A 14,547-nucleotide genomic window follows, 5' to 3' on the forward strand; every position below is an offset into this window, starting at 1 on the left:
GACCGCAGAACTGCCCGTCCAGCTCGATCACATACGGCAGCATGCGACCCTTGTTGGCCTCCGCACGCAGGCTCGAACACACCGCCGGCCACGCGGCAACGGTGTGGCGGAGCGTCCAATCGCCGTCCGTACTGGGCTCCCAAGGCTCGAGGTGCGCGCGGTCGGCCAACCGGGTCCGGCTCCACTTCGCGCCGTCGCGCAGCCGCACCGCCCGCAACCGGATCACACCCGCCGGGACCCGCAGCGGCCCGACGGACAGCGGCCACCCAGGATGCCGGTTACTGGTGCGAAACAGCTTCACGAGGGACACCGCGAGGTCCCGGCTCAGCCGCGCTGCGCCAGGAATGCGACGTCGACGATCTCGCCGGTCCGGATCTGCTCGGCCCCGGTGGGAACCACGACCAGACAATTCGCTTCGGCAAGGGTGGCCAGCAGGTGCGACGACGCCCCGGGCGCCCCGCCCAGCGCCTGCACCAGGTACTCGCCGCTGTCCTGATCACGCATGAGCTGACCGCGCAGATAGCCCTTGCGGCCGGCCACCGACGTGATCGGCGACAACGTGCGGGCCTGCACGATCCGGCGCATCGGCTGCCGCTTGCCCAGCGACAGCCGGATCAACGGGCGCACCATCACCTCGAAGACCACCAGGGCGCTCACCGGATTGGCCGGCAGCAGAAAGGTCGGAACGCCGTCGCGCCCCAGCTGTCCGAAGCCCTGCACGGACCCGGGATGCATGGCGACGCGGGCCACCTCCATCTCCCCGAGCTCGGAGAGCACCGCCCGCACGGCCTCGGCGGCCGCTCCCCCGACCGCGCCGGCGATCACCACCACCTCGGCGCGATTGAGCTGACCTGAGACGATCTCGCCGAGCTCGTTGGGATCGTTGCTGACGATGCCGACGCGGTTCACTTCCGCGCCGGCATCCCGGCCGGCCGCCGCCAAGGCATAGGAGTTGACGTCGTACACCTGCCCGTTGCCCGGGGTGCGCGAGATGTCGACCAGCTCGCCGCCCACAGCCATCACCGACAACCGCGGGCGCGGGTGCACCAGGACGCGCTCCCGGCCGACCGCGGCCAGCAGCCCCACCTGGGCCGCGCCGATGATCGTTCCGGCGCGCACGGCGACGTCGCCGGGCTGGACGTCATCGCCGGTGCGCCGCACATAGGCACCCGAGGGCGCGCCGCGCAGAATCCGCACCCGCGACATGCCGCCGTCGGTCCAGCGCAGCGGCAGCACCGCATCGGCCAGCGTGGGCAGCGGAGCCCCGGTCTGAACCCGGGCAGCCTGCCGGGGCTGCAGTCGACTGGGGGTGCGCGAACCGGCGTCGATGGTTCCCATCACCGGCAGCGTCAACCCGTTGGACCCGCCCTCGCCGGCGTCCGGGTCGGCGGCGCCGTCCAGAGCAGTCACACCCGACTCGCCGACACCGAGCACGTCGACGCTGCGCACCGCGTAGCCGTCGATCGCGGCCTGGTCGAAGCCGGGCAGAGGTCTTTCGGTCACCACTTCCTCGGCGCACATCAACCCCTGCGCCTCGGCGATGGCAACTTTTATCGGCCGCGGGGCTACCGCGGCGGCCGATATCCGGGCCTGCTGCTCCTCCACAGAACGCAAAATCGCGCCTTTCCGTCGAGCCAAGTGGCGCGAACGGGCCGGTCTGGTGCCGGGCTACTGCTGGGTCAAGCCCAATCGCGCCACCAACCACCGCCGCAGATCCGGGCCGTAGTCGTCACGATCCAATGCAAAGTCAACCGCAGCCTTGAGGTAGCCGCCGGGATTTCCCAAGTCGTGTCGAGATCCGCGGTGCACGACGACATGCACCGGATGGCCCTCGGCGATCAGCAGCGCGATCGCGTCGGTGAGCTGCACTTCACCACCGGCACCGCGTTCGATGCGGCGCAACGCGTCGAAGATGGCGCGGTCGAGCACATAACGGCCGGCCGCCGCGTACATCGACGGGGCGTCCTTGGCCTTGGGCTTCTCGACCATGCCGTTGACCCTCAGCACGTCGGGATTGTCACCGTCGGGCAGCGCCTCGACGTCGAACACGCCGTAGGCGCTGATCTCCTCGGGCGTGACCTCGATGGCACACAACACGGATCCGCCGTACTCGGCGCGCACCTGCGACATCGTCTCCAAGACGCCGGTCGGCAGCACCAGGTCGTCGGGCAGCAGCACCATGACGGCGTCCTCGTCGGGCGCCAGCGTGGGCTCCACACATCCGATGGCGTGACCCAGCCCGAGCGGCTCGGCCTGCACCACCGACTCGACCTTGATCAGCTCCGGGGCGCGACGCACCTTGGCCAGCATGGCCTTCTTGCCGCGGGCCTCGAGCGTGCCCTCCAGTACCAGGTCTTCGACGAAGTGCGCGACGACGCCGTCCTTGCCCTCGGAGGTGATGATCACCAGGCGTTCGGCACCGGCCTCGGCGGCCTCCTCGGCGACCAGCTCGATACCGGGGGTGTCGACGACGGGCAGCAGTTCCTTCGGCACCGTTTTGGTCGCGGGCAAAAAGCGCGTTCCAAGGCCGGCCGCCGGGACGATCGCCGTGTACGGGACCGGGATTTCTGGGCGTGACATCGTTCACAACCATAACCCGGGTCGGGTGTACCGGGTGGGCATGGCGCCGGGCCAGTCGGGGCTGTCATCGTGGAGAGCATGCCGGTCGGGAGCAAGGCGGAGTTGCGGGAACGGCTACAGGCTGCCCGGCGACAGGTTGCCGACGACGTCCGCGCCGCCGAAGCCCGGATGCTCGGCGAACACCTGGAACTGCTGGTCAGCACCGGTAGCACGGTCTGTGCGTATGTGCCGGTGGACGCCGAGCCGGGTTCGATCGAGATGCTGGATGTTTTGCTGCGCCGGGCCGTACGGGTGCTGCTACCGGCAGCGCGGACCACCGGCGACGACCAGCCGCTGCCGCTGCGCTGGGGCGAGTACCGCGGCGACCGGCTTGCGCGGGGCCGGTGGGGGCTGCTGGAGCCGCCTGAGCCGTGGCTGCCGGAGTCCGCCCTGGCCGAGGCCGACCTGGTGCTGGTGCCCGCGCTGGCGGTCGACCGCTCAGGCGTACGGCTGGGCCGGGGCCGCGGCTTCTACGACCGCTCGCTGGCGTACCGGGACCCGCAGGCGCGGCTGATGGCGGTGGTGCGCGACGAGGAGTTGGTCGACCAGCTGCCCGCTGAGCCCCACGACGTCCCGATGACCCATGCGCTGACGCCGCGCCGGGGAGCCATCCCGTTGTCCTGACGCGGGAATGATCCAGGTCACGTGGCGGTTCTAGCACTTGAAACGGTAGAGTGCTAACCAGGCTGACGCTCTTCAGTCCAAACCCGGAGGTCTTCAGTGCCGACTTACAGCTACGCGTGCACCGAGTGCGGCGACCGCTTTGACATCGTGCAAGCGTTCACCGACGACTCGCTGACCACGTGCGAGAAGTGCGCTGGTCGGCTGCGGAAGCTTTTCAACCCCGTGGGCGTGGTGTTCAAGGGCAGCGGCTTCTACCGCACCGACAGCCGCGACTCGGGCAAGAAGTCGAGCGCTTCCAGCAACGGTTCTTCCAACGGCGACTCCGCGTCGAGTTCGGACAAAAGCTCGGAAAAGTCGAAATCGAGCGAGAAGAGCGACAAGTCCACGTCGAGCGAGAAGTCGAGCAGCACCCGCACGCCGTCCACCGCGGGCGCCTCGAAATAGCGGGTTATCCACAGCGCGATCCCTTCGGCGGCACGCTGGTCGCTGCGCTGCGCTTACCGTTGCGGCGTGCGGCAATCAGGTCTGAATTCCGCGTCGCTGAATCCAACCCTGTTCAGCCGGATCTCGACGTCGCTGCGCCCGGACTGGACCCGCACCGTGCGGGCCCGCCGAGTCGCCGCCGGCGGGCTCGTCGTGTTGGCCTTCATTGCGACGTTGCGGTCGAATCCGGACGGTGACCGCGTCGACGTGCTGGTGGCCAGCCACGATCTGCGGCCCGCGACGACGCTGACTGCTGACGACGTGCGCGTCGAAAAGCGTTTGGCTACAACGATTCCCGACGGGTCACAGACCGACCTAGGTGCGGTGCTGGGTGCGACGCTGGCCAGCCCGACGCGACGCGGCGAGGTGCTCACCGATGTCCGCGTGCTGGGTAGCCGGCTGGCCGAATCGACGGCCGGGCCCGGCGCCCGGATCGTGCCGCTGCATCTGGCCGACAACGCGCTGATCGACCTGGTCCGGGTCGGCGATGTCGTTGACGTGCTGGTTGCGTCGGATACCGGCGCGCAGCCGGCTGCCCCGGCCGTCACTTCGGCGCCCAGGGTGGTGGCCACCGACGCGGTGGTCGTCCTCGTCTCTGCTAAGCAGGCCGGCGACGACGACCGCGTAGTGTTAGTTGCGCTGCCGGCTCGGGTGGCGAACGCGGTGGCAGGCTCGGCGTTGGGTCAAGCGGTAACTCTCACCCTGCACTGAGTACCTGGCGGGGGTTCGCCACGTGATCAGCAGCAAACCTGTGTCCAGTCCAGAAAGGTCCACCCCATGCTCAAAGGGTTCAAGGAGTTTCTCTCGCGGGGCAATATCGTCGACCTGTCCGTCGCGGTGGTCATCGGTGCGGCGTTCACGACGGTGGTCAAAGGCTTCACCGACGGCGTCGTCAATCCGTTGGTGAGCTCGATTGGCGCCGGCCCGAAGTCAGAGCACGGCGTCCTGAAACAGCACATCCCGTGGACCAATGATACGGGCCCAGGGGCCTTGTACATCAACCTCAACGACTTCCTGTCGGCAGGGGTCAACTTCATCCTCGTCGCCGCGGTGGTCTACTTCCTGATCGTGCTGCCCTACAACAAGCTGCGTAAGCGGGGCGAGGTCGAGCAGGCGGACGACGCCCAGATCGTCCTGCTCACCGAAATCCGCGACCTGCTCTCCCAGAACACGGGGGGCGTGTCCTCGGGCAGGCACGGTGGTCAGGGTCGATTCGACCTGGCACCGACGCCGGAACACGGACCCCGCGCGGACGCCGAAACGCAGATAAAGGGCCCCTGAGTCAGATCTCCAGGCTGGACAACTGGCCGATGATGTGGGCGGCCAGCGGGTTCAGCGTCGCCATGCCGTCACGCACCGCGTAACGGGACCCGGCGAGGTTGACCACCAGCGTGCTCCCGGACACGCCCGCCAAACCGCGCGACAGGGCCGCGTCGGTGATTCCCGCGGACAGTCCCGAGGCGCGGACGGCTTCGGCGATGCCGAGGATCTCCCGATCCAGGATGTCGCGGGTGGCTTCCGGGGTGACATCGCGAGGCGTCACACCGGTCCCGCCGACCGACACCACCAGGTCCACCCCGCCGATCACCGCGGTGTTCAGCGCGTTGCGAATCTCGACCTCGTCAGCCTCGACAGCCACCACACCGTCGACGACGAACCCCGCCTCGGTCAGCAGTTCGGTGACCAGCGGGCCACTGTGGTCCTCGTCCCCGTGCGCGGTGCGATCGTCGACAACGACGACAAGTGCCCGGCCGACAACCAATTCGGCACCCTTTTCCATGGGTGCCACCGTATATGCGAGCTCTGACCACGGTGCATCTGCTCTCATCACTGTTCCGCCTTGCCCAGGGTGACCTGCACCGTGCGGTTGCCACCAGATGGATCTTGAAATGTCAGTGAGACCTTGTCGCCGGGTGCCTTGGAGCGCACGGCGGCAACCAAGGCGTCGGCACTGTTGATCGGACGCTCGTCGACCCGGGTGACTACCACACCCGTAGGCACTCCGGCACCCGCAGCCGCACCACCCTGTACGACCTCCATCACCTTGGCGCCAGGAACCCCTTTGTCCGTGGTCACCTGCACGCCCAACGACGCGTGCGACGCCTTGTGGTTGGGATTGGTGATCAGCTCGTCGGCGATCCGCTTGGCCTGGTCGACCGGAATCGCGAAGCCCAGCCCGATCGAGCCGCTCTGGGCGTCAGGCGAATCGGAGCCCATGGTGGCGATCGCCGAGTTGACACCCACCAGCTGGCCGGCCATGTTGACCAGCGCACCACCGGAGTTACCCGGGTTGATCGCGGCATCGGTCTGAATCGCGTCCAGCACCGTGTTCTGGTTCCCCGACTCGCCGGTGGTCGACACCGGCCGGTTCAGCGCGCTGACGATTCCGGTGGTCACGGTACCCGCCAAACCCAGCGGCGAACCGATCGCAATCACCGGTTGGCCGACCCGCAGATCCGCCGATGTGCCAATCGCGATGGGGGTGAGCCCCGATACGCCCTGGACCCGCACCACGGCGATGTCGCTGGTGGGATCGGCGCCCACCACGGTGAACGGCGCGGTACGGCCGTCGGAGAAGGTCACCGTCGTCTTCGGCGCAGCACCGCCGTTACCGCCGGGCAGCGGGCTCGGCCCGGGCGGCGCTTTGGGGTTGGCGGCGGCCGCGACGACGTGGTTGTTGGTCATGATCAGGCCGTCGGCCGACAGGATGATGCCGGAGCCCTCTTCGGACTGGCGGCCCAGATCGGTCTCGAGCATCACGACGCTGGGCACCACCTTGGCGGCGACCTGTTCGACGCTGCCCGGCGGCATGTTGGCCGCCGGCACGCTGGGCGCTGCCCCCGGGAGCAGACCACCGATGTGGCCGCCCGTCGACTGGTGGCCCAGCTCCACGACCGTTGCCGCCGCGCCGCCGATACCGGCCGACACCACCGCTACCGCCAGTGCGCCAGCGAACAGGCCTGCGCGAGAACGCTTTTGGCGGATAACCACAGGGGGCGGGGCCATTGGCGGCATCATCCCGGGTATCGGGCCCGCGCCGTTAACACCCATCCCGGGTATCGGGCGCGCGCCAGTACCGGCGATCCCGGGCATCGGGCCCGCGCCGGTACCAGCCATGCCGGGTATCGGGCCGGCGCCAGTGCCGCCGATGCCAGGCATCTGAGCTGTCCCGGTTCCGCCTATGCCGGGCACCGGGCCGGTCCCGGTGCCGCCGAACTGCTCGTGCGGCTGGCGGAACTGGTGCGTCGGCTGTTGGTAGCGCCAGTCGAACTGCTGGTTGTAGGTATCTTGCGGCCCCTGCGCATACGCGGGGGGCACAGGCTGGTTAGGCGCGCGGTATCCCGGCTGCTGCGGCGGTGGCGAATACCTCGGGTGATTCGTCATGTCGCTAAGTCGCTCTTCCTCTTTTTTCGGGTTTCTCGGGTCTCGTTGGACCCGGTCGGTCGGACATGCCGGCTTGATTGCCAACAGTAGCTGCAGAACTACCTTGCGCGCGCGGACTGAGAGTCCACTGAGATAACGTTCGTCGAATCCGTAGAGTTCGGTGCAATCTCGGTCACTTTTCCGGCGGGATCGGTGAGCGCATCCGCCAGGGGTGCTGTGGGCTCGGTGGACTGGGCAATCGGCATCGGCCGCCCGGGTAAGAGCACGTAGATCGACGTTCCGGGGGGCTGACCATTCGGCACGGTGTCTTCGACACGCAGCAATCCACCGTGGTTGAGTACCACTTGTTTGACGATCGCAAGCCCCAAACCCGAACCGGGCATCGCCCGCGCCGTCATCGACCGGTAGAAGCGCTCGAACACCAGGCGCCGTTCGTGGGGTGGAATCCCTGGGCCGTGGTCGGAAACCACCAGCTCAGCGTGCGACGGGTCGACCTGGCGCAGCGTGACGTCGACGCGGCCGCCCGGCGGGCTCCACTTGGCGGCGTTGTCCATGAGATTCAGCGCCGCACGTGACAGTCCGCCGACGTCGCCGTAGACCTGCCACGGGACCACCTGGACGTCGAAATGGATGTCATTGCGCCGCCGCCTGACTCGCTCCAGGCTGCGATCGATGACCTCGGACATGTCCACCGGCTCGTGCACGACCTGACCCGCGTCGCCGCGGGTGAGGTCCACCAGATCGCCGACCAGCGTGGACAGTTCCTCGATCTGGGCGAGCACGTCGGCCCGCAGCTCGACCATCTCCTGCTCCGGCAGCCGCGGCGCCCCCGGTTCCATCGAGGCCATCAGCAGCTCGACATTGGTGCGCAGCGACGTCAGCGGGGTGCGCAATTCGTGCCCGGCGTCGGTGACCAGCCGCGCCTGCCGTTCTCGGGACTCGGCCAGCGCCCGCAGCATCAAGTTGAATGCCTCGGTGAGCCTGGCCAATTCGTCGCTGCCGAACACCGGGATGGGCCGCAGATCATCGGTGCGCGCCACCCGCTCGGCCGCCTCGGTGAGCCGTCCCACCGGACGCAGCCCGGCCCGGGTGACCATCCCGCCGGCCACCGCGGCGACCGCGACACCGATCCCGCCGACCATCAGCAGCACCCAGCGCAGTTTGGTCATCACGGCTTCGGTCGGCTTCAGACTCTTGGAGATCAAAAGTGAACTGCCGTTGGGCAGGTGGATGGCAAGTATCCGTTGATCGGAGGCGGTGCGGCGCGACATGAACAACTCGCCGCGGATGACCGCCTTCTCGGCGGGCCCGACGGGCAGGCTCTGCCCCGGCTGGTTGGCGGTGTAGATGGACTCCCCCGGGTTCACCAGCATCGCGTTGACGTCGGAATAGGCGGTGCCCCCGATGGCCTTTTCCGGATCGGCCGCCAGCGAACCGCTGGCGATCAGCAGCTGGGCTCGGCTCTGCAGCTGGTTGTCGATGTCGCTGTAGAGCGCCGCCGAGATCACCGCGTAGACGGCAAAAGCCATCAGGATGACGACCATCGCCACCATGGACATCGCCAGCAGCATCACCCGCCACCGCAAGGACAGCGAGCTGGTCGCCCGCAACGGTGCATGGTGGCGGCGCCGGTCCACCCGGACCATCAGGGCGGCGTCTCCCGCAGCACGTAACCCACCCCGCGCACGGTGTGAATCAGCCGTATTTCGCCGTCGGCCTCGGTTTTGCGGCGCAGATAGCCGACGTAGACCTCCAGCGCATTGCCCGAGGTGGGGAAGTCGAATCCCCAGACCTCCTCGAGAATGCGGCTGCGGGTCAGAACCCGCCTCGGGTTGGCGATCAGCATCTCCAGCAGCGCGAATTCGGTCCGGGTGAGGCTGATCCGGCGCTGCCCGCGGGTGACTTCGCGGGTCACCGGGTCCAGGCTCAGGTCGGAGAAGGTCATCGCCACCGACTCGGCGGCGTCCTCGGGCTTGGTGCGGCGCAATAAAGCGCGCAGGCGCGCCAGCAGCTCCTCGAGGGCGAACGGCTTCGGGAGGTAGTCGTCGGCGCCGGCGTCCAGGCCGGCGACCCGCTCGGAGACCGAGTCGCGGGCGGTGAGCACCAGGATCGGCAGGTCGTCGCCCGTGCTGCGGAGCTGACGGCACACCTCGAGCCCGTCCAGACGCGGCATCATGACATCCAGAACGAGGGCGTCGGGCCGATCGCTGGCAATCTTGTCGAGCGCCTCGACCCCGTCGTGGGCCAGCTCGACCGAATACCCGTTAAACGAAAGCGACCTGCGCAGCGACTCGCGCACGGCACGATCGTCGTCAACGACAAGAATTCGCACGCAAACTAGTGTGGTACGAGCGCCTGAGAGCGGCCTGAGAGGCGCGCCGCGCGAGTGCTCGGGTCACACGCGGACAGGCGCAGGGACGGGTGTCAGCGCTTGTCGACGTCGATCAGGCCGAGGCGGGCGGCCTTGAGCAGCCTGCGGGGCACCTTGTGCTTGTGGCCTGCCACCGTCACGCCGACGAGCTCGGTCCGGGTGGCCTTCCACTGCGCGCGCCGGCTTCGGGTGTTCGCGCGCGACATCCTGCGCTTGGGTGTCGCCATGGTCGGGCCTCACTCCTCGGTTCGGGGCTTAGGGTCGGGTCTGTCGCGCCGCATGGCCATGGGGTGCTGCCCGTACAGGCCCTCAAGGATAGTCGGTGACCTACCGGCGGCCAAAACGGCGGCCCACCGGTTGACGTGACGGCGGCAACACCCGCTAACCTACCGGTTGGTTGGTTGATTGCCGCCGGTGTCCCAATGGAGGGAGGACGCGTGGCCCCATCGTCTGGTGCCGTGCGAATCGGAAACTGCTCGGGTTTCTACGGCGACCGCCTGTCGGCGATGCACGAGATGCTCACCGGCGGCGAACTCGACTACGTAACCGGCGACTACCTGGCCGAGCTGACGATGCTGATTCTCGGCCGCGACAAGATGAAGAACCCCGACCGCGGCTACGCCAAGACCTTCCTGACTCAGCTCGAAGAGTGCCTGGGCCTGGCCGTCGACCGCGGGGTGCGCATCGTCGCCAACGCCGGCGGGCTGAACCCCGCGGGGCTGGCCGACGCGGTGCGCGCGCTGGCCCAGCGTCTGGGCATCCCGGCCCGGGTCGCGCATGTCGAGGGCGACGACCTGCTGCCCCGCGCGGCCGAACTGGGCCTCGGCACCCCGTTGACGGCCAACGCCTACCTGGGCGGGTGGGGCATCGCCGACTGCCTGACCGCCGGAGCCGACGTCGTGGTCACCGGCCGGGTCACCGACGCGTCGGTGATCGTCGGGTCCGCGGCCGCGCACTTCGGCTGGGGCCGCACCGACTACAACCAGCTGGCCGGCGCCGTGGTCGCCGGTCACATCATCGAATGCGGCGTGCAGGCCACCGGCGGCAACTTCGCGTTCTTCACCGAAGTACCGGATCTGACGTATGCGGGCTTCCCGCTGGCCGAGGTCTACGCCGACGGCTCGTCGGTGATCACCAAGCACCCCGGCAGCGGTGGGCTGGTCAGCGTCGACACCGTCACCGCGCAGCTGCTCTACGAGATCACCGGCGCCCGCTACGCCAACCCGGATGTGACGGCCCGGATGGACAGCATCGAGTTGTCGGCCGACGGCCCCGACCGGGTGCGCATCAGCGGCGTGGTCGGCGAGCCGCCGCCGCCCACCTACAAGGTGTCGCTGAACAGCATCGGCGGTTTTCGCAACTCCATGACGTTCGTGCTGACCGGCCTGGACATCGAGGCGAAGGCCGACTTGGTGCGACGCCAGCTCGAGGCCGCCCTGACCGTCAAACCCGCCGAGCTGCAGTGGACGCTGGCCCGCACAGACCACCCCGACGCCGACACCGAAGAGGCCGCCAGCGCGTTGCTGACCTGCGTGGTCCGCGATCCCGATCCCGCCAATGTGGGCCGCCAATTCTCCGCGGCGGCAGTCGAATTGGCGCTGGCCAGCTACCCGGGATTTACCTCGACCGCCCCGCCCGGAGACGGGCAGGTGTATGGCGTGTTCCAGCCGGGCTACGTCGATGCCGCCCAGGTGCCACACGTCGCCGTGCACGCCGACGGCAGCCGGGCCGAGATCCCCTGCGCCACCGAGACTTTGGCGCTGGCGCCGGCCGATTCACCGGCGCTGCCCGAGCCGCTGCCCGCCGGTCCGACCCGGCGCGCGCCGTTGGGCGTGATCGCGGGTGCCCGCAGCGGCGACAAGGGCGGGTCGGCCAACGTCGGCGTCTGGGTCCGCACCGACGAGCAATGGCGCTGGCTGGCCAACACACTGACCGTCGAGCTGCTCAAGCAACTGCTTCCCGAGACGGCCGATCTCGCCGTCACCCGCCATGTGCTGCCCAACCTGCGGGCGGTGAACTTCGTCATCGAGGGAATCCTCGGTCAGGGCGTCGCCTATCAAGCACGTTTCGATCCACAGGCCAAGGGGCTGGGCGAATGGTTGCGCAGCCGCCACGTCGATATCCCGGAGAGGTTTCTGTGAATATCTGGACGACACCGGAGCGCGAGCAACTGCGAAAGACCACGCGCTCGTTCGCCGAACGGGAAATCCTGCCCAACATCGACGAGTGGGAACGCACCGCGGACCTGCCCCGCGATCTGCACCGACGCGCGGGGGCGGCGGGCCTGCTGGGAGCGAACTTTCCCGAAGCCGTCGGCGGTGGCGGCGGTGACGGCGCCGACGCAGTCGTCATCTGCGAAGAACTGCACCAATCCGGCTCGCCGGGCGGCGTCTTCGCGTCACTGTTCACCTGCGGAATCGCGGTGCCGCACATGATCGCCGCCGGTGATGAGCGACAGATCGAGACGTATGTGCGCCCGACGCTGGCCGGTGAGAAGATCGGCTCGCTGGCCATCACCGAGCCCGGCGGCGGGTCGGACGTCGGACACCTGCGGACCACTGCCGTTCGCGACGGCGACCACTACATCGTCAACGGCGCCAAGACCTACATCACCTCGGGGGTGCGCGCCGACTTCGTCGTGACCGCGGTGCGCACCGGCGGCCCTGGGGCGGCGGGGGTTTCGCTGCTGGTGGTCGACAAGGGCACGCCCGGCTTCGAGGTGACCCGCAAGCTGGACAAGATGGGCTGGCGGTGCTCCGACACCGCCGAGTTGTCCTACACCGACGTGCGGGTGCCGGTGGAAAACCTGGTCGGTGTCGAGAACACCGGCTTCGCCCAGATCGCCATGGGATTCGTCTCCGAGCGCATCGCCCTTGCCACGCAGGCATATTCGAGTGCGCAGCGCTGCCTGGACATCACCGCGCAGTGGTGCCGCGACCGGGAAACCTTTGGTCGCCCGTTGATCTCCCGACAGTCGGTGCAGAACACGCTGGCCGAGATGGCCCGGCGGGTGGACGTCGCCCGGGTCTATTCGCGCAACGTGGTGGAGCGCCAACTGGCGGGCGAGACCAACCTGATCCCGCAGGTGTGTTTCGCCAAGAACACCGCCGTCGAGGCCGGTGAATGGGTGGCCAACCAAGGCGTCCAATTGTTCGGCGGCATGGGATATATGGCCGAATCCGAAATCGAACGCCAATACCGCGACATGCGGATCCTGGGCATCGGCGGTGGCACCACCGAGATCATGACCGCTTTGGCCGCCAAACTCCTGGGGTATCAATCGTGACCGTGCTGCAGTCCGTACTCGACGCCCGTAGCGACACGTACACCGAGGCGGCGTCGGCGGCGACGTCAAGGCTCGACGAGATCGACGCCGAATTCGCCAAAGCGCTGGCCGGCGGCGGCCCCAAGTACGTCGAGCGTCATCATGCCCGCGGCAAGATGACCCCCCGGGAGCGCATCGAGTTGCTCGTCGACCCGGACTCTCCGTTTCTGGAACTGAGCCCACTGGCGGCATACGGCACGGCTTTTCAGATCGGCGCCAGCCTGGTGACCGGCATCGGCGCGGTCTCCGGTGTGGAATGCATGATCGTCGCCAACGACCCCACCGTCAAAGGCGGCACCAGCAACCCGTGGACACTGCGAAAAATACTGCGGGCCAAACAGATCGCGCTGCAGAATCGGCTGCCGGTCATCTCGCTGGTGGAATCCGGTGGCGCGGATCTGCCCACCCAGAAGGAAATCTTCATCCCCGGCGGGCAGATGTTCCGCGACCTGACCCGGCTGTCGGCGGCGGGCATCCCCACCATCGCGCTGGTGTTCGGCAACTCCACCGCGGGCGGCGCGTATGTGCCGGGCATGTCGGATCACGTGGTGATGATCAAGGAACGCTCGAAGGTGTTCCTGGCCGGCCCACCGCTGGTGAAGATGGCTACCGGCGAGGAGTCCGACGACGAATCGCTGGGCGGCGCCGAAATGCACGCCCGCATTTCGGGTTTGGCTGACTACTTCGCCCTCGACGAACTGGACGCGATCAGGATCGGGCGCCGCATCGTAGCCCGGCTGAACTGGGTCAAGCAGGGGCCGCAACCCAAGCCCGTGACGGCGCCGCTCTACGACCAGAGCGAACTGATCGGCATCGTGCCGTCGGACCTGCGCATCCCGTTCGACCCGCGTGAGGTGATCGCCCGCATCGTCGACAGCTCCGAATTCGACGAATTCAAGCCGCTGTACGGGTCGTCGCTGGTGACCGGCTGGGCCCAGCTGCACGGCTATCCGGTAGGCATCCTGGCCAACTCGCGCGGCGTGCTGTTCAGCGAGGAGTCGCAGAAGGCGACCCAATTCATTCAGCTGGCCAACCGCTCCGACACGCCACTGTTGTTCCTGCACAACACCACCGGCTACATGGTGGGTAAGGACTACGAGGAAGGCGGGATGATCAAGCACGGCTCGATGATGATCAACGCCGTGTCCAACTCGAAGGTCCCGCACATCTCGCTGATCATCGGCGCGTCGTACGGCGCCGGCCACTACGGCATGTGCGGGCGCGCTTACGAACCCCGGTTCCTGTTCGCCTGGCCCAGCGCCAAATCCGCGGTGATGGGCGGCGCGCAGCTGTCGGGGGTGCTGTCCATCGTGGCCAGGGCCGCCGCTGAGGCCCGTGGTCAGCAGGTCGACGAGGCCGCCGATGCCGCGATGCGAGCCGCCGTCGAGGGCCAGATCGAAGCCGAGTCGCTACCGATGGTCCTGTCCGGAATGCTCTACGACGACGGGGTGATCGACCCGCGCGACACCCGCACCGTGCTGGGAATGTGTTTGTCCGCCATTGCCAATGGCCCGATCAAGGGGACGTCGAACTTCGGCGTCTTCCGGATGTGACGCTGATGGAAATCACTCGAGTACTGGTTGCCAACCGCGGCGAGATCGCCCGGCGGGTGTTCGCCACCTGCAGACGGCTGGGTCTGGGCACCGTCGCCGTCTACACCGACCCGGACGCGGCCGCACCGTATGTCGCGGAGGCCGATGCCCGGGTGCGGCTGCCCAAGACCAACGACTATCTGAGCGCC

Annotated in this window: 15 protein-coding genes and 1 pseudogene; 8 read left to right on the top strand and 8 right to left on the bottom strand. The window is 68.1% G+C overall.

Going from position 1 to position 14,547, the window contains the following annotated elements:
• The 3 genes and pseudogenes from VML93_RS25670 to VML93_RS25680 all read right to left on the bottom strand — a co-directional run.
• Nucleotides 1-301 (bottom strand): annotated as a pseudogene (locus tag VML93_RS25670) (RimJ/RimL family protein N-acetyltransferase); the annotation flags it as partial.
• A 23-nt stretch (nt 302-324) separates the two neighbouring features.
• Nucleotides 325-1,614, bottom strand: coding sequence for a gephyrin-like molybdotransferase Glp (gene glp / locus VML93_RS25675; protein ID WP_325615083.1), 1,290 nt, complete (start codon nt 1,612-1,614; stop codon nt 325-327).
• A 54-nt stretch (nt 1,615-1,668) separates the two neighbouring features.
• Entirely contained in the window at nt 1,669-2,580 is a 912-nt protein-coding gene (locus tag VML93_RS25680) for a UTP--glucose-1-phosphate uridylyltransferase (protein WP_325615084.1), read from the bottom strand.
• Between the two features lie 78 nt (nt 2,581-2,658).
• Here VML93_RS25680 and VML93_RS25685 point away from each other — a divergent pair, with 78 nt between their 5' ends.
• The 4 genes from VML93_RS25685 (at nt 2,659) to mscL (ending at nt 5,007) form a co-directional block, all read left to right on the top strand.
• Nucleotides 2,659-3,243, top strand: coding sequence for a 5-formyltetrahydrofolate cyclo-ligase (locus VML93_RS25685; protein WP_325615085.1), 585 nt, complete (start codon nt 2,659-2,661; stop codon nt 3,241-3,243).
• A 96-nt stretch (nt 3,244-3,339) separates the two neighbouring features.
• The gene (locus VML93_RS25690) at nt 3,340-3,687 is read left to right on the top strand and encodes an FmdB family zinc ribbon protein (RefSeq protein WP_325615086.1); all 348 of its coding nucleotides are present in this window, start codon (nt 3,340-3,342) and stop codon (nt 3,685-3,687) included.
• An 81-nt stretch (nt 3,688-3,768) separates the two neighbouring features.
• The gene (locus tag VML93_RS25695) at nt 3,769-4,437 is read left to right on the top strand and encodes an SAF domain-containing protein (RefSeq protein ID WP_325615095.1); all 669 of its coding nucleotides are present in this window, start codon (nt 3,769-3,771) and stop codon (nt 4,435-4,437) included.
• 66 nt (nt 4,438-4,503) lie between these two features.
• Complete coding sequence (gene mscL / locus VML93_RS25700) at nt 4,504-5,007, top strand: large-conductance mechanosensitive channel protein MscL (RefSeq protein ID WP_325615087.1); 504 nt, start codon at nt 4,504-4,506, stop codon at nt 5,005-5,007.
• A gap of 1 nt (nt 5,008) precedes the next feature.
• Here the strand turns inward: mscL and VML93_RS25705 are convergent, their stop codons facing one another.
• The 5 genes from VML93_RS25705 to rpmF form a co-directional block, all read right to left on the bottom strand.
• Entirely contained in the window at nt 5,009-5,554 is a 546-nt protein-coding gene (locus VML93_RS25705; RefSeq protein WP_325615088.1) for a MogA/MoaB family molybdenum cofactor biosynthesis protein, read from the bottom strand.
• The gene (locus tag VML93_RS25710; protein WP_325615089.1) at nt 5,554-7,110 is read right to left on the bottom strand and encodes a S1C family serine protease; all 1,557 of its coding nucleotides are present in this window, start codon (nt 7,108-7,110) and stop codon (nt 5,554-5,556) included. Before VML93_RS25710 ends, VML93_RS25705 begins: the two co-directional genes overlap by 1 nt.
• 98 nt (nt 7,111-7,208) lie before the next feature.
• Nucleotides 7,209-8,756: a HAMP domain-containing sensor histidine kinase gene (locus tag VML93_RS25715; RefSeq protein ID WP_325615090.1), complete on the bottom strand. Its 1,548-nt coding sequence runs from the start codon at nt 8,754-8,756 to the stop codon at nt 7,209-7,211.
• A complete protein-coding gene (mprA, locus tag VML93_RS25720) occupies nt 8,756-9,442 on the bottom strand; it encodes a two-component system response regulator MprA (protein WP_325615091.1) in 687 nt (228 codons plus the stop codon). The genes VML93_RS25715 and mprA overlap by 1 nt, the downstream gene beginning before the upstream one ends.
• A gap of 92 nt (nt 9,443-9,534) precedes the next feature.
• On the bottom strand, nt 9,535-9,708 hold the full coding sequence (gene rpmF / locus VML93_RS25725) for a 50S ribosomal protein L32 (protein WP_325615092.1): 174 nt from the start codon (nt 9,706-9,708) through the stop codon (nt 9,535-9,537).
• A gap of 231 nt (nt 9,709-9,939) precedes the next feature.
• On the opposite strand from rpmF, the gene VML93_RS25730 reads away from it, so the two are divergent.
• The 4 genes from VML93_RS25730 to VML93_RS25745 all read left to right on the top strand — a co-directional run.
• The gene (locus VML93_RS25730) at nt 9,940-11,622 is read left to right on the top strand and encodes an acyclic terpene utilization AtuA family protein (RefSeq protein WP_325615096.1); all 1,683 of its coding nucleotides are present in this window, start codon (nt 9,940-9,942) and stop codon (nt 11,620-11,622) included.
• Nucleotides 11,619-12,767: an acyl-CoA dehydrogenase family protein gene (locus VML93_RS25735; protein ID WP_325615093.1), complete on the top strand. Its 1,149-nt coding sequence runs from the start codon at nt 11,619-11,621 to the stop codon at nt 12,765-12,767. Before VML93_RS25730 ends, VML93_RS25735 begins: the two co-directional genes overlap by 4 nt.
• A 2-nt stretch (nt 12,768-12,769) precedes the next feature.
• Nucleotides 12,770-14,359 (top strand): acyl-CoA carboxylase subunit beta, encoded by a 1,590-nt coding sequence (locus tag VML93_RS25740; RefSeq protein ID WP_325615097.1) that lies wholly within the window; start codon nt 12,770-12,772, stop codon nt 14,357-14,359.
• A 5-nt stretch (nt 14,360-14,364) separates the two neighbouring features.
• On the top strand, nt 14,365-14,547 hold a 183-nt coding region (locus VML93_RS25745; protein WP_325615094.1), incomplete at its 3' end, for a biotin carboxylase N-terminal domain-containing protein.

The organism is Mycobacterium sp. (assembly GCF_035499775.1).
GTDB lineage: Bacteria > Actinomycetota > Actinomycetes > Mycobacteriales > Mycobacteriaceae > Mycobacterium.

What these genes read in the sequence shown, in the direction of transcription:
- VML93_RS25680 (WP_325615084.1), bottom strand. Translation starts at nt 2,580, where the DNA reads ATGTCACGCCCAGAAATCCCGGTCCCGTACACGGCGATCGTCCCGGCG.
- VML93_RS25685 (WP_325615085.1), top strand. Translation starts at nt 2,659, where the DNA reads ATGCCGGTCGGGAGCAAGGCGGAGTTGCGGGAACGGCTACAGGCTGCC.
- mscL (WP_325615087.1), top strand. Translation starts at nt 4,504, where the DNA reads ATGCTCAAAGGGTTCAAGGAGTTTCTCTCGCGGGGCAATATCGTCGAC.
- VML93_RS25705 (WP_325615088.1), bottom strand. Translation starts at nt 5,554, where the DNA reads ATGAGAGCAGATGCACCGTGGTCAGAGCTCGCATATACGGTGGCACCC.
- VML93_RS25710 (WP_325615089.1), bottom strand. Translation starts at nt 7,110, where the DNA reads ATGACGAATCACCCGAGGTATTCGCCACCGCCGCAGCAGCCGGGATAC.
- VML93_RS25715 (WP_325615090.1), bottom strand. Translation starts at nt 8,756, where the DNA reads ATGGTCCGGGTGGACCGGCGCCGCCACCATGCACCGTTGCGGGCGACC.
- rpmF (WP_325615092.1), bottom strand. Translation starts at nt 9,708, where the DNA reads ATGGCGACACCCAAGCGCAGGATGTCGCGCGCGAACACCCGAAGCCGG.